The 18,031-nt window shown below is 68.1% G+C and carries 17 protein-coding genes and 1 other RNA gene; 7 read left to right on the top strand and 11 right to left on the bottom strand.

The window, feature by feature from the left end; genetic code table 11:
- Nucleotides 1-3 precede the first annotated feature (3 nt).
- Nucleotides 4-714 carry an SDR family NAD(P)-dependent oxidoreductase gene (locus DT343_RS15965; protein WP_112863643.1) on the top strand — a complete coding sequence of 237 codons (711 nt, stop codon included), beginning with the start codon at nt 4-6 and terminating at the stop codon, nt 712-714.
- 50 nt (nt 715-764) lie between these two features.
- The gene (locus DT343_RS15970) at nt 765-2,036 is read left to right on the top strand and encodes a S41 family peptidase (RefSeq protein WP_258522600.1); all 1,272 of its coding nucleotides are present in this window, start codon (nt 765-767) and stop codon (nt 2,034-2,036) included.
- Between the two features lies 1 nt (nt 2,037).
- Here DT343_RS15970 and DT343_RS15975 read toward each other — a convergent pair whose 3' ends face one another.
- From DT343_RS15975 to tkt, 5 genes are all read right to left on the bottom strand, one after another.
- Nucleotides 2,038-2,280, bottom strand: coding sequence for a YbdD/YjiX family protein (locus DT343_RS15975; RefSeq protein ID WP_255366543.1), 243 nt, complete (start codon nt 2,278-2,280; stop codon nt 2,038-2,040).
- A complete protein-coding gene (locus DT343_RS15980) occupies nt 2,264-4,351 on the bottom strand; it encodes a carbon starvation CstA family protein (protein WP_112863645.1) in 2,088 nt (695 codons plus the stop codon). Before DT343_RS15980 ends, DT343_RS15975 begins: the two co-directional genes overlap by 17 nt.
- 241 nt (nt 4,352-4,592) lie before the next feature.
- Nucleotides 4,593-5,789 (bottom strand): formate-dependent phosphoribosylglycinamide formyltransferase, encoded by a 1,197-nt coding sequence (purT, locus tag DT343_RS15985; protein ID WP_112863646.1) that lies wholly within the window; start codon nt 5,787-5,789, stop codon nt 4,593-4,595.
- Complete coding sequence (locus DT343_RS15990) at nt 5,786-6,187, bottom strand: VOC family protein (RefSeq protein ID WP_112863647.1); 402 nt, start codon at nt 6,185-6,187, stop codon at nt 5,786-5,788. The genes purT and DT343_RS15990 overlap by 4 nt, the downstream gene beginning before the upstream one ends.
- 61 nt (nt 6,188-6,248) lie before the next feature.
- Complete coding sequence (tkt, locus tag DT343_RS15995) at nt 6,249-8,240, bottom strand: transketolase (protein WP_112863648.1); 1,992 nt, start codon at nt 8,238-8,240, stop codon at nt 6,249-6,251.
- A gap of 94 nt (nt 8,241-8,334) precedes the next feature.
- On the opposite strand from tkt, the gene DT343_RS16000 reads away from it, so the two are divergent.
- From DT343_RS16000 to DT343_RS16020, 5 genes are all read left to right on the top strand, one after another.
- Nucleotides 8,335-8,583: a hypothetical protein gene (locus DT343_RS16000; RefSeq protein ID WP_112863649.1), complete on the top strand. Its 249-nt coding sequence runs from the start codon at nt 8,335-8,337 to the stop codon at nt 8,581-8,583.
- Nucleotides 8,583-8,906 (top strand): cell division protein ZapA, encoded by a 324-nt coding sequence (locus tag DT343_RS16005; RefSeq protein WP_112863650.1) that lies wholly within the window; start codon nt 8,583-8,585, stop codon nt 8,904-8,906. Before DT343_RS16000 ends, DT343_RS16005 begins: the two co-directional genes overlap by 1 nt.
- 63 nt (nt 8,907-8,969) lie before the next feature.
- A non-coding RNA gene (ssrS, locus tag DT343_RS16010) (6S RNA) lies at nt 8,970-9,130 on the top strand.
- Nucleotides 9,131-9,237: 107 nt separating this feature from the next.
- On the top strand, nt 9,238-9,780 hold the full coding sequence (locus DT343_RS16015) for a 5-formyltetrahydrofolate cyclo-ligase (RefSeq protein WP_112863651.1): 543 nt from the start codon (nt 9,238-9,240) through the stop codon (nt 9,778-9,780).
- Nucleotides 9,777-10,598, top strand: coding sequence for a TIGR00282 family metallophosphoesterase (locus DT343_RS16020; protein ID WP_045809851.1), 822 nt, complete (start codon nt 9,777-9,779; stop codon nt 10,596-10,598). Before DT343_RS16015 ends, DT343_RS16020 begins: the two co-directional genes overlap by 4 nt.
- 15 nt (nt 10,599-10,613) lie before the next feature.
- Here the strand turns inward: DT343_RS16020 and DT343_RS16025 are convergent, their stop codons facing one another.
- The 6 genes from DT343_RS16025 to purL form a co-directional block, all read right to left on the bottom strand.
- On the bottom strand, nt 10,614-12,179 hold the full coding sequence (locus DT343_RS16025) for an alkaline phosphatase D family protein (protein WP_112863652.1): 1,566 nt from the start codon (nt 12,177-12,179) through the stop codon (nt 10,614-10,616).
- A gap of 27 nt (nt 12,180-12,206) precedes the next feature.
- Nucleotides 12,207-13,319, bottom strand: a complete 1,113-nt coding sequence (locus DT343_RS16030) for a glycosyltransferase family 4 protein (protein ID WP_112863653.1) — start codon at nt 13,317-13,319, stop codon at nt 12,207-12,209.
- Nucleotides 13,320-13,391: 72 nt separating this feature from the next.
- Complete coding sequence (locus tag DT343_RS16035; protein ID WP_112863654.1) at nt 13,392-14,783, bottom strand: cytochrome P450; 1,392 nt, start codon at nt 14,781-14,783, stop codon at nt 13,392-13,394.
- Between the two features lie 94 nt (nt 14,784-14,877).
- Nucleotides 14,878-15,372 carry a hypothetical protein gene (locus tag DT343_RS16040; RefSeq protein ID WP_146756776.1) on the bottom strand — a complete coding sequence of 165 codons (495 nt, stop codon included), beginning with the start codon at nt 15,370-15,372 and terminating at the stop codon, nt 14,878-14,880.
- On the bottom strand, nt 15,342-15,791 hold the full coding sequence (locus tag DT343_RS16045; protein ID WP_181669218.1) for a DUF305 domain-containing protein: 450 nt from the start codon (nt 15,789-15,791) through the stop codon (nt 15,342-15,344). Before DT343_RS16045 ends, DT343_RS16040 begins: the two co-directional genes overlap by 31 nt.
- Nucleotides 15,788-18,016, bottom strand: coding sequence for a phosphoribosylformylglycinamidine synthase subunit PurL (gene purL / locus DT343_RS16050; protein ID WP_112863657.1), 2,229 nt, complete (start codon nt 18,014-18,016; stop codon nt 15,788-15,790). The genes DT343_RS16045 and purL overlap by 4 nt, the downstream gene beginning before the upstream one ends.
- Between the last annotated feature and the right edge of the window lie 15 nt (nt 18,017-18,031).

Below are 18,031 nucleotides of genomic sequence, written 5' to 3' on the forward strand. Positions count from 1 at the left end.
GCGATGAACGGATCGGCGGTGGTGATCGGGGCCACGGGCGGCATTGGCCGGGCGATGGTCGAGCGGATCTTGGCGGACGGCGCGTTCGATACGGTGTGGGCCGTGTCGCGGTCGGGCACGGATGTGGCAGGCGCGCTAGGGTTGGCCGCCGACCTGGAGGATGAGGCCAGTCTGGCGTCCGCGGCCGAACGGATCGGCATGGGGCCAGCCCCAACCCTGATCGTCGTGGCGACCGGGGTGCTGCACGACGGGCTTCAGCCGGAACGGTCGTTTCGTCAGTTGGATGCGGAACACCTGTCGCGGGACTACCGCGTCAATGCGGTGGGGCCTGCGCTGGCGGCGAAACATCTGCTGTCGCTGATGCCGCGCGATCGGCGCGCGGTGTTCGCGGCCCTGTCGGCGCGGGTGGGGTCGATTGCCGACAACCGGCTGGGCGGCTGGCACGCCTATCGGGCGTCCAAGGCGGCGCTGAACATGATCCTGCGCACTCTGTCGGTCGAGATGGCGCGCAGCCATCCGCAGGCGGTGATCGCCGGCCTGCATCCGGGCACGGTGGCGACGGACCTGAGCGCCCCGTTCCAGAAGGGGGTGGCGGAGGGCAAGCTGTTCACGGCCGACCATTCCGCCGGGCGGCTGCTGTCCGTGCTGTCGAACCTGACCCCGGCCGACAGCGGCGGCGTCTTCGCCTGGGACGGGGCGCGGGTGCCGGAATAGCGCGCAGTCGTGACTTGAGCGAAGCGGGCGACTGACGTCAGATGGTGGTCATGCGTCTGAGCGTTTCCACGCGGCTTTTCAGCCTTCTGTTGCTCGGCCTGCCGTTGAGCGTTCCGGCCGTGGCCCAACCAGCGAATTCGCCGGTGGTCGATCCGGTCGTCGTCGCAGCGCTCTCGCGTGACCGCGCGCGGCTGAACCAGCGGGTGTTCGACCGGGTGTGGAGCGAGGTGCGGCGGGGCTATTACGATCCGACCCTGCACGGCGTGGACTGGAACGCCGCGCGGTCGACGTTCCGGCCCCAGGCCCTCGCGGCGAGCGACGAGCGGGGGCTGTACCGCGTCATCAATGCGATGCTGGATCTGCTGGACGACGGTCATGCGGCGGCCAGTCCGCCGGCGGCGGTGCGGCGTCAGGAGGCGCAGTTCGCCCGGCGCGCCGTGATGGGCCTGACCCTCATGCGGGGCGAGACGCCGGACGACTGGACCGTCGAGCGTGTCCGGCCGGGCTCTCCGGCCGAGGCGGCGGGCGTGCAGATGGGCTGGGCCCTGAACTCGGTCGATGGGCAGCCCTGGGGACCGGATGTCGAGACCTATGACGGGGTTCCGGTGCAACTGGTCCTGACCGACGATGCGGGACAGAGGCGCGAGATCGCCCTGACGCCGCGGGTGATGGAGGCCATCGAACCATTCACCGCCGACAAGTCGCGACCGGGGGTGCTGGTGCTGCGCATCGAGCAGTTCGACAAGGGGCTGGGCGCCTGGATGGGCAGCGAACTGGAAGGCTTGCCGCCGGATATCGACGTGGTGCTGGACCTGCGCGGCAATCCCGGCGGGCGGCTGATGGAGGCGGAATCGGTCCTGACCTGCTTCCTCCCGCGCGATCAGGTCTGGGCGACGCGGACGGGACGCAGCGGCCGGCCGGTGGTGCTGAGGGCGGCTGGCGACTGCGGCGATCGGCGCGATCCCCTGGCCAATGATGTGGCGGTTCTGGTGGACCAAGGCAGCCGCAGCGCCGCCGAACTGACGCCGGCCGCCTTGCAGGAAGCGCGTCGCGGCATCGTGGTGGGCGAGAAAACAGGGGGATCGGTGCTGATCGCCCAGGAGACCAATCTGCCGGACGGTGGGCGGCTGACGCTCAGCCGGGCGGACTTCGTGACTTCGGGCGGGATTCGGCTGGAGAAGCGGGGGGTCACGCCGGACATCGCCGCGCCCCGCACCGTGGCCCAGCGCCGCGCGGGCGACGATCCGACACTGGAGACGGCGATCGCCGCCCTTCAGGCCGAGGATCGCGCCAGGGCCGACACCCCCGCCAGCGGCCTCTAGATCAGCAGCATTTGAACCCGCCGGCGCCGCCGAAGCGGCGCTGCTCGTGCAGGCGGAAGAAGGCGGTCTTGTCCAGCGGCGGCTGGTCGGGATGGGTCGCCGCCGCGTGATCGACATAGGCCTGATAATCCGGCTGACCGATCATGGCGCCGGCCGTGCGCCGGACGCCGCGACCCCACCGCAGGGCGGCGTCGCGGCACAGGCACAGCAGGTCGTCTTGCGACGGGTTAGGCACGGGCCGCATCCGCCGCCTCGTCGGCCGCCGTCAGTTGGTGGCTTTCCGGATACTCGCGGACCGTCGGGCGGTTGTTCGCATAGGCCTTGCGGCACGCCAGCACGCCATAGAAGACCATGGTCACGACCACGAACAGGAAGCCCGCCGTCAGCGTCGAGTTGACGTAGTCATTGACCACGATGCGGTGCATGTCGCCGATGCTCTTGGCCGGGGCGATCAGTTCGCCGGCACCCAGCGCCTCCTGATATTTGCGGGCGTGGGACAGGAAGCCGATGCGGACGTCCGGGTGGAACAGCTTCTGGAAGCCCGCCGTCAGGGTGCAGATCAGCAGCCAGGTCGCGGGAACGACCATGACCCAGGCGAACTTCTCGCGCTTCATCTTGAACAGGACGACGGTGCCCAGGATCAGGGCGACGGCGGCCAGCATCTGGTTGGCGATGCCGAACAGGGGCCACAGGCTGTTGATGCCGCCGAGCGGATCGACCACGCCGGTGTAGAGGAAATAGCCCCACAGCCCGACCGTCAGGGCCGTGGCGACGACGTTGGCGCCCCACGACTTGGTCTCGCGCATCTTGGGGACGGCGACGCCCAGCAGATCCTGGATCATGAAGCGGCAGACGCGGGTGCCGGCGTCCACGGTGGTCAGGATGAACAGGGCCTCGAACAGGATGGCGAAGTGATACCAGAAGGCCATCATGGCCTTGCCGCCAATCACGCCGGACAGGATGTGCGCCATGCCGACCGCCAGGGTCGGGGCGCCGCCTGCGCGCGACAGGATCGAATGTTCGCCCACGTCGCGGGCCAGCTGCTCAAGCTCTCCGGGCGTGATGTGGAAGCCCCACTGGGCCACGGCGGCGGCGGCGGAGGCCGCATCCTTGCCGATGACGGCGACCGGGCTGTTCATGGCGAAATAGACGGCCGGATCCAGAACCGTGGCGGCGATCAGGGCCATGACGGCGACGAAGCTTTCGCACAGCATGGCGCCGTAGCCGATCATCGGGATCTGGGCTTCGTTCTCCAGCAGCTTGGGCGTGGTGCCCGACGAGATCAGCGCGTGGAAGCCCGACACCGCGCCGCAGGCGATGGTGATGAACAGGAAGGGGAACAGGGAGCCGGCGAAGACCGGGCCGGTGCCGTCGATGAAGGAGGTGATGGCCGGCATCTGCAGATGCGGACGCACGATCAGAATGCCGACGGCCAGGGCCACGATCGCGCCGATCTTCAGGAAGGTCGACAGGTAGTCGCGCGGCGCCAGGAGCAGCCACACCGGAATGACTGAGGCGATGAAGCCATAGACCATCATCAGGATCGCCAGGGTCGGGCCGGTCAGGGTGAAGGCCGGGCCCCAGAACGGATCAGCCGCGATATGGCCGCCGCCGATGATGGCTAGGATCAGCAGGATGACGCCGATCACCGACACCTCGCCCACGCGGCCCGGCCGCAGGAAGCGGGTGTAGAGGCCCATGAAGATGGCGATGGGGATGGTGGCGGCGACGGTGAACGTGCCCCACGGGCTTTCGGCCAGAGCCTTGACCACGACCAGGGCCAGAACCGCCAGGATGATGACCATGATCATCAGGACGCCCACCTGGGCGATGATGCCGGGGATGTTGCCCATTTCGGTGCGGATCATGTCGCCCAGCGACTTGCCGTCGCGACGCGTGGACATGAACAGGACCATCATGTCCTGCACCGCGCCGGCCAGCACGGCGCCGACCAGAATCCACAGGACGCCCGGCAGATAGCCCATCTGGGCGGCCAGCACCGGCCCGACCAGCGGTCCCGCGCCGGCGATGGCGGCGAAGTGGTGGCCGAACAGGACATTCTTGGGCGTCGGCACATAGTCGAGCCCGTCGTTGCGGCGCATGGCCGGTGTCAGGCGCGCGGGGTTCAGCTGCATGACCTTGTTGGCCAGGTAGCGGCTGTAGAACCGATAGGCGATCGCATAGGTGCAGACGGCGGCGACCACCATCCAGACCGCGCTGATGCTCTCGCCCTGATGCAGGGCGATGATGCCGAGGGACACCGCCCCCAGGATGGCGATAGCGCCGAAGATTATGGGTGTGCTGAGTTTGCCCACGACAGATCCCTCCCGGCCGGCTGACTGCGGCCCTCGCCCTTGGTTTGCACCACAATGCGGGACAAGGCCAATCGACTAAAGTCGTAGAAATACGTCTCCTCCCCATTCATGGGGAGGTGGCTCGAAGCGTAGCGGAGAGGCGGAGGGGTTCTTAACGGCATCACGAGCGCCAATGGGACTTCAGGAACCCCTCCACCGCTTCGCGGTCCCCCTCCCCGCTAGCGGGGAGGAGACGGCGGTGTCAGTTCCGAACGACCTTGACCCGTCCGGCGGCCTCACGCGCGCGGTCGCGGGCCTGTTCGACATCGGCGCCGCGGGCGACAGCCACGCCCATGCGGCGGCGCTCGAAGGCCTCGGGCTTTCCGAACAGACGCAGATCGGCGGTCGGGACCGACAGGGCCTCCGCCACGCCCTCGAAGGCGATTCCTTGCGCGTCCAGGCCGCCGTAGATGACGGCGCTGGCGGCGGGCTCGCTCTGGGTCACGTCGACGGGCAGGCCCAGGATGGCGCGGGCGTGCAGCGCAAACTCGGTTTGTGTCTGGCTGGCCAGGGTGACCAGGCCGGTGTCGTGCGGGCGAGGAGAAACCTCGGAGAACCAGACCTGATCGCCTTTGACGAACAGTTCGACGCCGAAGACGCCCCATCCCCCCAGGGCCTCCGTCACCTTGCCGGCGATGTCCTGCGCGGCGGCCAGCGCAGCGGGCGTCATGGCCTGCGGCTGCCAGCTTTCGACATAGTCGCCTTTGACCTGACGGTGGCCGATGGGCGCACAGAAGTCCGTGCGGGTCGAGCCGTCGGCGTCGCGCGAGCGGACGGTCAGCAGTGTGATCTCGAAGTCGAAATCGATGCGTCCCTCGACGATGACGCGGGCGCCGGCGACGCGGCCGCTGTCCTGGGCGTAGGTCCAGGCGTCGGCGATTTCATCGGCGCTTTCGACGAAAGACTGGCCTTTGCCCGATGAGGACATGACCGGCTTGACGAAGTTGGGATAGCCGACGGCCTCGGCCCCGGCGGCCAGTTCCTCGGCCGAGCCGGCGAAGGCGTAGGCGCTGGTGGGCAGGCCCAGCTCTTCGGCGGCCAGTTTGCGGATGCCCTCGCGGTTCATCGTCAGCTGCACCGCGCGAGCCGTCGGGACGACCGTCGCCATGCCGGCGGCCTCGATATCGGCCAGAATCTCGGTGGCGATGGCCTCGATCTCGGGCACGATGAAGTGCGGGGCCTCGGCCAGGATGACGCCGTTCAGCACCTGGACGTCGGTCATGGGGATGACGTGGCTGCGGTGCGCCACCTGCATGGCCGGGGCGTTGGGATAACGATCGACGGCGATGACCTCGACGCCGAGCCGCTGAAGCTCGATGGCGACTTCCTTGCCCAGTTCGCCCGAGCCCAGCAGCATGACGCGCACGGCGGTGTCGGAAAGCGGGGTGCCGAGTTTCATGGGCGTCGGGCTCCGGTAGCGGGTTCGATCAGGTCCCAGGCGTTGCCGTAGAGGTCTTCGAAGACCACCACCTTGCCATAGGTTTCATGTCGCGGGGTTTCGCGGAAGTGGACGCCGGCGGCAAGCCAGGCGTCGTGGTCGCGCATCAGGTCGTCCGTCTCCAGAAACAGCCAGACCCGGCCGCCGGCCTGGTTGCCGACCTGAGCCTTCTGCGCGTCGGTCGTGGCGCGCGCCAGCAGCAGGCTGGTCTCGCCGCCTTTGGGGGTGACGCGCACCCAGCGTTTGCCACCGCCCATGTCGGTATCTTCGCTGAGCGCGAACCCCAGCTTTCCGACATAGAAGGCGATGGCCGCGTCATAGTCGTGAACAAGCAGGCTGATCGCGCCTATGCGGCTCATGACTTCTGCTTTCAAAAAATCTCCCCCGTGAAACGTGGCGCACGGGGGAGTGATCCGAGTTTTAAAGCCGCGCCTTCACCGCCGCGACGACCGCCTCCGAGGTGATGCCGAACTTTTCGTAGAGGACCTCGGCCGGGGCCGAGGCGCCGAAGCCGGTCATGCCGATGAAGGCGCCGTCTTCGCCGATGAAGCGTTCCCAGCCTTGCTTGATCGCGGCTTCCACGGCGACGCGGACCGTGCCGCGGCCGATGACCGAGGCCTGGTAGGCGGCGTCCTGCTGTTCGAACAGTTCGAACGAGGGGACCGAGACGACGCGGGTCGCCACGCCTTCGGCTTCCAGCGTCTCGGCGGCCTTCAGCGCCAGGGCCAGTTCCGTGCCGGTGCCGAACAGGGTCACTTTGGCGTCGCCGTTGGCGGCCTTGATCTCATAGGCGCCCTTGGCGGACAGGTTTTCGGTCGCGGCGACGGTGCGGACGGCCGGGGTCTTCTGGCGCGACAGGGCCAGGGCCGACGGCGCGGTCTTGGTCTGCAGGGCGATCTGCCAGCATTCCATGGCCTCGATGGTGTCGGCGGGACGGAAGACCAGCAGGTTCGGAACGGCGCGCAGGGCCGCCAGATGTTCGACCGGCTGGTGCGTCGGGCCGTCTTCGCCCAGGCCGATCGAATCGTGCGTCAGGACGTGGATGGCGCGCACGCCCATCAAGGCGCCCAGGCGGATGGCCGGGCGGCTGTAGTCGGAAAACACCATGAAGGTGCCGCCGTAGGGGATGACCCCGCCGTGCAGGGCCAGGCCGTTCATGGCCGCGGCCATGCCGAACTCGCGGATGCCCCAGTTGACGTAGCGACCTTCATAGGTCGGCGCATCCAGGATCGGCGTGCCCTTGACGAAGGTGTTGTTCGAGCCGGTCAGGTCGGCCGAGCCGCCGACCAGTTCGGGAATGGCGGCGAACAGTTCGTCGAGCGCCGCGCCCGAAGACTGGCGCGTCGCCTGGGCCGGCTGGGTCTCGACCAGTTCGGCGATCTTGGCGTTCAGGGCGTCGAAGGCGGCCTCGGGCAGGTCGCCCTTCATGGCGCGGGTGAAGTCGGCGGCCTGGGCCGAGGCGGCGAGGCGGGCTTCCCACTTCTTGCGGTCCTTGGCGCCGCGACGGCCGACCTTCTTCCAGGCGTCGGCGATCGTCTGGGGCATTTCGAAGGGATCGTGATCCCAGGCCAAGCCGAGGCGCGTGGCGGCGATCTCGGCGGCGCCCAGGGCCGCGCCGTGGGTCTTGTGGCTGCCTTCCATGGTGGCGGCGCCCTTGCCGATCTTGGTCTTGCAGGCGATCAGGGTGGGCTTGTCCTGACGCATGGCCCACTTCATCGCGCCCTTGATGGCGTTCATGTCGTGACCGTCGATCGCCTTAACCGCCCAGCCCGCGGCCTTGAAGCGAGCCTTCTGATCGGTGGTGTCCGACAGGGAGACCTTGCCGTCGATGGTGATCTCGTTGTCGTCCCACAGGACGTGCAGCTTGTTCAGCTTGTAGCGGCCGGCAAGCGCGATGGCTTCCTGCGACACGCCTTCCATCAGGCAGCCGTCACCGGCGATGACCCAGGTGCGGTGATCGACCAGATCATCGCCATACTTCGCCGCCAGATGGCGCTCGGCCATGGCGAAACCGACCGAGGTGGCCAGGCCCTGACCCAGCGGGCCGGTGGTGACCTCGACGCCCGGCATATGGCCGTACTCCGGGTGGCCTGCGGTCTTGGAGCCCCACTGGCGGAAGTTGGACAGTTCTTCCTTCGTCGCGCCCTTGTAGCCGGTCAGGTGCAGCAGGGCGTAGATCAGCATCGAGCCGTGGCCGGCCGACAGGATGAAGCGATCGCGGTCGGCCCAGTCGGGGCGCGAGGCGTCGAACTTCAGGAAGCGGGAAAACAGCACCGTGGCGACGTCGGCCATGCCCATCGGCATGCCGGGGTGGCCGGACTTGGCCTTCTCGACGCCGTCCATGGCGAGGACGCGGATGGCGTTCGCCATCTGCTCGGGCGTGGCCTTTGGTGCGGTTTTGGCGTCGGTCACTGTGGAGACCTCTGTTGGGAAGGCGGAAAAAGGGGGCGCGCCCCTTTACCCCGGCGCGTCGTCGGCTTCTATACGGAATCTAAAGGAGCGACCGATGGCAGACGCCACCACGGCCGCACGGGCGCGTATCGACCGCGCCCTGGCCGAACTGGAACGCAAGATTCTGGAGCTGAAGGCGCGGCCCGCCTCGGCGCCCGCGATCGCGGACGACGATCTGTTCGCGCCCCGTGGTGATGCGGCTCGTGTGGCCGAGCTGGAGGCCGCAGGACGCGAGGCGTCCGAGGCGCTGGGCCGCGCCGCCCAGGCCGTGCGCGAGGCCCTGGCCGAAAGCGAGGCCGGCTGATGGCGACAGTGACGGTCGAGGTCAACGGTCGCCCCTATGCGGTGGGCTGCGCCGACGGGCAGGAAGAGCGGGTCCGCATTTTGGCCAAACAGTTCGACAACCAAGTGCGCCAGGTCGCAGGCGACGTGGGCCATGTCGGCGATCTGCGGCTGTTTCTGATGTCCGCGCTGATCCTGGCCGACGAACTGCATGAGGCGCGGCTGAACGCCGGCAAGGCGGGGCCTTCGTCAGCGACCGCCCAGGCGGCGGCTTCGACGGACGGGGTGGCCGAGGCGCTGAACGCCGTCGCCGCGCGGATCGAAAAGATCGCCCAAAACCTCTAGGCGATTATTCCGCTGCGGATGCTGGCGTCGGGCGCGGCGAAGGCCTATCTTGATCGACGGCGGGTCATGCTGCGGCTCACGTCGAAGACAACATATCCTTCTGACCTTAATTCACTCATAGGGATCTGTCCCTGTCCGGGCTCGAGGGCTTGGGCATACGGAGCCCACCTGGCTACCCAGGTCGAGAGGATTTAAACGTTCTTCACGGTTCGCGCGGCGCCGCCACCTTCCTCTCTTTTTCTTGGCGCTAACGCTCGCGACGCGGTCGCTCCGCTGCTTGAGCGCGATTGGTGCGCTGGTCTGTAAGACTTGGCATGGATAGGGAGCGATCATGAACAAGCACAAAACTCGATCGGCCGCCCGCGCCTTGCGCAAGCGTCTGGCCGAGGTCGACCCGCTGGCCGCCAGCCGGGCGGCGGACCATGCCGATGCGCTTCCGGCCGCTCGGATCGTCGCGCTCTATCGCGCCATGGGGTCGGAGCTGGATACCGACGCGCTGGCCGCGGCGCTTGAGGCGGCGGGCCGCCGGCTGTGCCTGCCGGTCGTGGTCCAGCGCGACGCGCCGATGGAGTTCCGCGCCTGGTCGCCCGGTGAGCCGCTGGAGATAGACGCCGCCGGATGCCCCGCGCCGCTGCCGCTGGCCGAGGTCGTCATGCCGGACCTGATCCTAACGCCGCTGCTGGCCTTTGACGATCAGGGCGGGCGCCTGGGGCAGGGCGGCGGCTATTACGACCGGACGTTCGCCGCCCGACCCGACGCCATCCGCATCGGTTTCGCCTATGCCGGCCAAAGGCTCGAGCGGCTGGCGCTGGAGCCTCACGACATTCGACTGCATGGCGTTCTGACCGAGACCGGCTATACGGCTTTCCAATGAGACTGGCATTTTTCGGCGACGTCATCGGCAAGTCCGGCCGTGACGGCATAAGCGATCATCTTCCGGGCCTGAAGCGGGATCTGAAACTCGACTTCGTGGTCGTGAATGCGGAGAACGCCGCGGGCGGTTTCGGCATCACCGAGAACACGGCGCGCGAGCTGTTCATGGCGGGCGCCGACTGCCTGACGCTGGGCAACCACAGCTGGGACCAGCGCGAGGCGCTGACCTATATCGTGCGCGAGCCGCGCCTGATCCGGCCGGCCAACTATCCGCGCCTGATGGATGCGCCGGGCGCCGGGGCCAATCTGTTCGAGACCCATTCGGGCCGGACGGTCCTGGTCATGAACGTGCTGGGCCGGGTGCATATGGACCCGATGGACGATCCGTTCGGAGCGGTGGAGCGCGAACTGGCGGCGGCGCCGCTGGGCGCGGTGGCGGACGCCGTTATCGTGGACATGCATGCCGAGGTCACGTCCGAGAAGATGGCCATGGGCCACTTCTGCGACGGGCGCGCGTCGCTGGTGGTCGGCACCCACACCCATGTGCCCACCGCCGACTGCCAGATCCTGCCCGGCGGCACGGCCTATCAGACCGACGCCGGGGGCTGCTGCGACTACGACAGCGTGATCGGCAACGAGAAGGAAGAGCCGCTGCGCCGCTTCACCACCCGGATTTCGGGCGGCCGCTACATGCCGGCCTCCGGCCCGGCGACCGTGTGCGGGGTCTTCGTCGAGACCGACGACCGGACTGGGCTGGCCGTGCGGGTCGAGCCGATCCGGGTCGGCGGGCGGTTGTCTCAGGCGATTCCGGTCGTCTGATCCGGCGCCGACCGCTCAGGCGGTTGTAAGGGTGTTCGAGCCGGCCTCGATCACCATGGTCTGGCGCAGGCTGAGCGTCCCGTCGCGGTCCGACACCTTGTCCAGAACCTTGAACTGGGTGGTCCAGAGGTTGGGCGTCGCTTCGCAGACCATGTAGCCGCGCTGAGAGTTTCGGAACTTCAGCTGGGGATTGGCCGCCATGAACGGCTCGTAGTCGGAGCCGCGATCCGACCCGTCGCCGCGCGAGCTGATCGAGGTGCCGACGAACTCGATCGCGATGGGGGCGCCTTCGGGCTGGCTGCCGTCCAGCCAAAGGCCGCCAGCGTAGTTCTGATGTTCGTCGCCGGTCAGGACCACGACATTGTCGATGCGGCGGTCGCAGATGTGGCGCAGCAGGCGATTGCGGGGCACGCGATAGCCGGCCCAGCTGTCGGTGTTGACCCCCTGGCCGCCTGAGGTGTTGCGGTTCAGATCCATCATCATGACCTGCTGGGCCAGGGCCTTCCAGCGCGCCTTCGAGCGATCCAGATTGGTCAGCAGCCAGGCCTCCTGAGCGTCGCCCAGCACCTGGGCCGCCGTCGCCTCTATGCCGGGGCAGGTGACGTTGAAGCGGCCGCCGCAGGGCTGGTCCGTGCGGAACTGTCGGGTGTCGAGGAAGGCCATGTCCAGCAGGTCGCCGTACTGGACCCGGCGATAGGCCTGCATGCCGGCGCCGCGCGGGAAGGCCGACTTCCGCATCGGCATGAACTCGTAGAAGGCCTGCATGGCGGCGGCGCGCCGCAGCAGGAAGACCTCCGGCGGAGAGCCTTCCTGATCTGTTTCGCTGACCCAGTCGTTGTCGACCTCGTGGTCGTCATAGGTGCAGAACCAGGCCGCCGAGGCGCGCGAGGCCAGCAGGTCCGCATCCATCGTGTACTGGGAATAGCGGCGGCGATAGTCGTCGAGGCTGTAGACCTCCCCACCGAGGTGGACGCGCGTATTGTCCAGCGGGCCGGCGGCCGACTGATAGATCGGGTCGCCCCGATTTTCGTAGATGTAGTCGCCGTAGCAGAAGATGAAATCGAGATCCTCCGCCGCCATCTTGCGGTGGGCGGTGTAGTAGCCCTGCTCATAGGCCTGGCAGCCGGCGACGCCGAAACGGACGGAAGCCGGCGAGGCGCCGACCAGCGGGGCGGTCTTGGCGCGGCCCACGCCGCTGCGTTCGGTCCCGCATTGAAAACGATAGAAATAGGGGCGGGCCGGCTCCAGCCCTTCGACCTCGACGTGTACGGAGTGGCCCAGTTCTGGTCGCGCGATCGCCTCGCCGGAGCGGACGATGGTGTTGAAGCCCCGGTCGGCGGCGACCTCCCATTTCACCGCGACAGGCGCGCGGGGCATGCCGGAGCCATAGGCGAGGGGATCAGGCGCCAGACGCGTCCAGATGACGAAGCCGTCGGGCAGAGGATCGCCGGCCGTGACGCCCAGTCGGAAGGGGTTGGTGTCGAAGACGGCCTGGGCCAGGGCGGGGCCGGTATGCGACAGCGCCAGGCTTCCCCCGAAGGCGGCCAGCATCGAACGGCGAGAGAGGGCGCGTGTCGTCATCGAAGGCTCCCGGACTTCAGGCCGGCTCTATCGCGGCGATGTGACAGATTTCCGAGCGGCATGTTCAGCCGTCGATCGGCGTCTGTCCCTCACGACCTGACGAACCCGCTCCAGTTCGGCGGCGCGGCGTTGCGGCGTATGAACATCCATGACGTAGCCTTGCCCTGCGCGGGCCAGGGCGACGCGCTCCTCCGGGTTGCGGATCAGGCGGTCCATGGCTGACCGCAAGGTCGCAGGCGTTACGGCGTCAACATAGAGGGCGTGATCGCCGCTGGCCTCGCGAAGGCCGCCCCGGCCGGAGGAGATCAGCGCTGCGCCCGCCGCATGGGCCTCCACGGCCGTCAGGCCGAACGGCTCGTCCCATACGGACGGCGTCAGGGCGATGGCCGCCGTCTGCATCCGCCGCCGCACCTCGCCCAAGGGCGCGGACTTCAGCACCTCGACCCGGTCGCCGTAGCGTTCGAGAGGCGCGACATATTGGGCCGCCCAGCGCGCGTGATCGTCCCAGTCGTTCAGCATCAGAACGGCGCGCCAGTCGGGGTGGGCGTCCAGAACGGCGGGCAGGGCCGCGCACAGGACATCGAGGCCTTTCTCCGGCATGGCGCGCCCGGCGAAGGCGATGACCGGCTCTCGATCCTCGGGCGAGGCCAGCCAGGCGCCGGCGTCGATGGGGTTGGGCACCGCGAAGGCTCGATCGTCCAGGTCGGGGAAGGTGCGCACGAAGGCGTCGCGCTCCGCCACGCTGACGAAGATCAGGCCATCCAGCCTCTCATAACGCGCCCGATAACGCCATCGGTCGATGGGGTGGCGCGGCGGGCGCAGGGCGTTGTGACGATAGAGCAGGTGGGGCGTCTCGGGCAGGGCCTGCTGCACCGCCAACGCCTGTTTCACCTGCTGATGATGTTCGATCACATCGGGCCGAAAGGCGCGCAGCCTTTTGATCAGGGTGGGCATGCGGCTGCGCCCCGCCGGCAGGGCGTCCACGCCCGGCGCTTGGTCGTCGTCCGCGCCGCTGCAGCAGAAGATACGCGTCTCGCCGCCCTGATCGACGCCCGCCATCGTCCGTACGACCGTCTCCATCGAGTTCGGCTGGGATTCGGAAAACAGGCAGCCCGGTGGGAGCAGGATGGCGGTGCGCAAGGGCGACCTCCAAGGGGAAGGATGGCGCGACCTATAGACGGTTCGTGGCGGAACGGCGACGGCGCCGCTTGGTCAGCCCTTGCGCCGCGCCCTCAGCCGCAATCGCATCGGCTCGCGGCTGCGCAGGGTGATCTGGTGGACCGGACGGGGTTCCGCATTGGTCAGGGCCTCGACATCGGCGACGCCAAGGATGGCGGCCAGGGCGATCATCGCCTCCTGCAGGGCGAAGGCGGCGCCGATGCAGACGCGGGGTCCGGCGCTGAAGGGAATGTAGGCGTAGCGATCAATGGCCTTGCGATTCTCAGGGAGGAACCGCTCAGGCTTGAAGGCGTCGGGGTCGTCCCACAGCAGCTGGTGACGCTGGAGAATCCACGGGGAGATGATGACGGTGGCGCCGGCCTTGATCGTCTGTCCGCCGATCTCATCGTCGGCCAGGGCCTTGCGGGCCATGGTCGGCGCGGGCGGAAACAGGCGCATCGTCTCCTCCAGCACGGCGCGCGTCCAGGGCAGGGCCTCGGCCCATTTCGGATCAGCGACGTCGAAGGCGTCGGCCTCGGCCTGGAGCCGGGCCAAATACTCCGGCTGGCGCGACAGCAGATGCAGGGTCCAGCCCAGGGCGCGGGCCGTCGTCTCGTGTCCCGCCAGGATGAAGGTCAGGATGTTGGCCGCGACCTCTTCGTCGGTCAGGCCGGGACCGCCGGTCTCGTCCGTGGCCAGCAGAAGCGCGCTGAGCAGGTCGTCGGGCGGGGCGTCGCCGCTGTCGATGCGGGCGCGCCGGACCTCGACCAGTCGGGTGACGCGCCGCTCGAAGAAGCGGGCCGAGCGGAAACTGGCCAGGCGGCCCAGCCGCGGGGCCCAGTCCGGCGCGCCCAGCACGTCCAGCGGATCGATGCGCGCGCCGTTGGCCAGAAACTGGTTCAGCGCCCGCTCGAACCCGCGGGCCTCGCCGCCCAGCTCGTCCGAAAACATGGTCGCCGACAGAATGTCGAAGGTCAGGCCCGACATCTCGCTGTCGATATCCAGCACCCGCCCGCGCGCCGACAGCGACCAGGCAGCCACACGCGCGTGACAGACCTCGGCCATCATTGCGTTCAGGGTCGCCATCTTGGCGGGGGTGAACAGGGGCGCGAGGATGCGCCGGGCGCGACGCCAGACCTCGCCCTCGGTCAGCAGCAGGCCCTCAGCCAGCATCGGCCCCAGCACACGCCGTTGCAGATCGCCCTTCACATAGTTGGCGGCGTTCTCAGTCAGGACGTGCCGCACGCCCTCGGGATGACTGACCACCAGGATTTCGCCAAAGGCCGAGGATCCATGCAGTTGCGGCTCGACGAAATGCCGCTCGGACCACATCTGGATCGGATCACGCCAGCTGATCCACAGGAAGGGCAGCAGCGAGAGCGGTTTGCCCGCGCGCCGGGGCGGTATCGCAGGGCGGAAGATGGTGTCGGCGGTCGTCGCGTCCATCAGACGCTCCCTGTTCAAGTCGCCGGTTCAGCCAGGCGCATCGCCTCTGAAACGCGCCATCCGGCTCCAGCGTTCATGCGGGATCAATGCGACGTCAACGCGGCGGGCGCGCCCTGCCGATCGCGGCGAGCAACCTCGTCATATCTTCGGCGGCCAGGTCTTTCGCGCGCTGGCTGGAGACGACGGGTTTCGAAACCGTCGCTGCGGGGGGAGCGGCTTGAGCCGCTCTCTTCTTTTCGCGCCGTTCGAACAGAAAGCGTTGGAGAACCCAGACCAGGTGAGGCGTCCACGGCTGGCCGCAGGCGGTGCTCTTGCCGGCCTTGTTCAGCAGGCCGGCGACCTCGTTGGGCCGGGTGAAGCCGCTTTTGAAACAGGCGCGGAGCAGGGGATCCAGCTCGTCCAGAAACGCCTCTTTGGAGCGATCGCGAAAGGCGAAATGCTTCAGCTCGTTTCTGGTGATCTGCGAAGGCTTAAAAGACGGCCGCCCAGGCGACGCGGCCTTGGTGCGGGTGGGCCCCGCTGGCTTTCCGCCGCCGCGATAGGGTCCCTTGGCCAATCTCAGTTCGCCGGAGGGGTGGTCGGCGTCCAAGCCTTCATCTCGGCGATCTCGCGCGTCTGCGTGTCGACGACGCTCTGGGCCATGCGGCGGATTTCGGGGTCGCGGCTGTCGCGCAGGGCGACCTTGGCCATGGCGACGGCGCCTTTGTGGTGGGCGATCATCTTGGCGACATAGGCCTGGTCGATCGTCTGACCCGAGGCGGCGGCCATCTTGCGGTGCATCTCGGCCTCGGAGGCGGCGAAGGCTTTGTCTCCGGATGTGGTGCCCGGGGTGGGGCCGCCCATATCGTGACCGGCATGACCCGCGGCTTCCATCTGTTCCGTCGTGCGCGCCGCCGCGGCCTGGTTGGCGGCGGAGGTGTCGCGCAGCGCCTGCTGCACCGGATCGCCGCCGCCGTCGCAGCCGCTCAGCAGGCCCAGCAGGACGAGCGGCGTCAGGACGCGGATCATGCCGCGTCGCCCAGCCAACCCGGCATCCAGCCTTCATGCCATTCGCGCAGATGGGCGACGGGGATGCTGAACAGTTCGCCCTTGTCGCCCTTGGAGGCGAAGGCGGCTCCGCCCGCATGGCCGACGACCGAAGCGTGCAGACCCGCCTCGCGCGCCTTGGCGATGATGGCGTCGGCGTCGGGGACAGCGACCAGGTAACGGGCCTGATCCTCGGCGAACAGGAAGATGTGGGCGTGGGCCGCGCTGGAGGCGTCCAGGGTCACGCCGACGTCGGAGGCCAGCACCAGATCGGCCGCGGCGCCGATCAGGCCGCCGTCCGAGAGGTCGTGGACCACGGTCAACTCGCCCGCCTCGATCCGGTCGCGCACGAAATCGCCGGTCTTCTTTTCCAGCCTCAGATCGACGGCCGGCGGGGCGCCGTCCTCGCGGCCCAGGACCTCGCGCAGATAGATGGAGGCGCCCAGTTCGCCCTGAGTCTGGCCGATCAGGACCAGCGCATCGCCCTCGGCCATGGTCGAGAAGCCGGTCACCACATCGTAGTTGGGCAGCAGGCCGACGGCGCCCACGGTCGGGGTCGGCGGAATGGCGACGCCGTTGGTTTCGTTATAGAGCGACACGTTTCCGCTCACGACCGGGAAGACCAGTTCGCGGCAGGCCTCGGCCATGCCGTCGATGGCGCGAACGATCTGGCCCATGATCTCCGGGCGCTGCGGATTGCCGAAGTTCAGGTTGTCGGTGATGGCGATCGGACGCGAGCCCACGGCCGTCAGGTTGCGCCAGGCCTCTGCCACCGCCTGTTTGCCGCCCTCATAGGGGTCGTTCTGGACATAGCGCGGGGTGCAGTCCGAGGTGACGGCCAGACCCTTGTCGGTGCCATGCACGCGCACCACGCCGGCGTCGGCGCCGGTCGAGGAGTCCTGAAGCGTGTCGGCCATGACGTGGCGGTCGTACTGTTCCCAGATCCAGCGCTTGGAGGCCATGTCGGGGCAGGCGACGACCTTCATCACCGCATCGGCCCAGTTCTCGGGCGCGGGAATGTCCGAGTGATTGAGCTTGGGCTGAAGCTCCGGCTGGACCCAGGGGCGGTCGTACAGTGGCGCGTCGTCGAACAGGGGCGCCAGCGGCACGTCGCAGACGGTTTCGCCGTGATGCTTCAGCACCAGATGGCCGGTGTCGGTGGTCTTGCCGATAATGGCGAAGTCCAGGCCCCACTTCTGGAAGATGCGATAGCCGACGTCTTCATAGCCGGGCTTCAGCACCGCCAGCATCCGCTCCTGGCTTTCCGACAGCATCATCTCATAGGCCGTCATGCCGGTTTCGCGCTGTGGCACCTTATCGAGGTTCAGTTCGATGCCGACGCCGCCCTTGCCCGCCATTTCGACGGATGAAGAGGTCAGGCCCGCCGCGCCCATGTCCTGAATGGCGGCGACGGCCCCGGACGCCATCAGCTCCAGTGTCGCCTCGATCAGCAGTTTTTCGGCGAAGGGGTCGCCGACCTGGACCGTGGGGCGCTTGGCCTCCGACTCGTCGTCGAACTCGGTCGAGGACATGGTGGCGCCGTGGATGCCGTCGCGACCGGTCTTGGACCCGAAATAGACGACGTCATGGCCCGCCTCCGGCGCGGCCGAATAATAGATTTCGTCGGCCCGGGCCAGGCCGACGCACATGGCGTTGACCAGGATGTTGCCGTTGTAACCCTTGTGGAAGTTGGTCTCGCCGGCGACCGTTGGCACGCCGACGCAGTTGCCGTAGCCGCCGATGCCGGAGACCACGCCCTTGACCAGGCGCTTGGTCTTCTCATGGCTGGGATCGCCGAAGCGCAGGGCGTTCAGCAGGGCCACCGGCCGCGCGCCCATGGTGAAGACGTCGCGCATGATGCCGCCCACGCCCGTCGCCGCACCCTGATAAGGTTCGATGTAGGACGGGTGGTTGTGGCTCTCCATCTTGAAGATGCAGGCGTCGCCGTCGTCGATGTCGATCACGCCGGCGTTCTCGCCCGGCCCGCAGATGACGCGCTCGCCGGTCGTGGGGAACTTGCCCAGGTGGATCTTGGACGACTTGTAGGAGCAGTGCTCGGACCACATGACCGAGAAGACGCCCAACTCGACGTGGTTGGGCTCGCGCCCCAGCCGGTCGAGGACGACTTGATATTCATTGGGGGCCAGGCCGTATTCGGCGGCCAGTTCAGCCATCGACTTCTGGGGGGTCTTTTGCGGAGCGCTCATGGGCGGCGCTTCTAG

Source organism: Brevundimonas vesicularis (assembly GCF_900445985.1).
In the GTDB taxonomy this organism is placed as follows: Bacteria; Pseudomonadota; Alphaproteobacteria; order Caulobacterales; family Caulobacteraceae; genus Brevundimonas; species Brevundimonas vesicularis_D.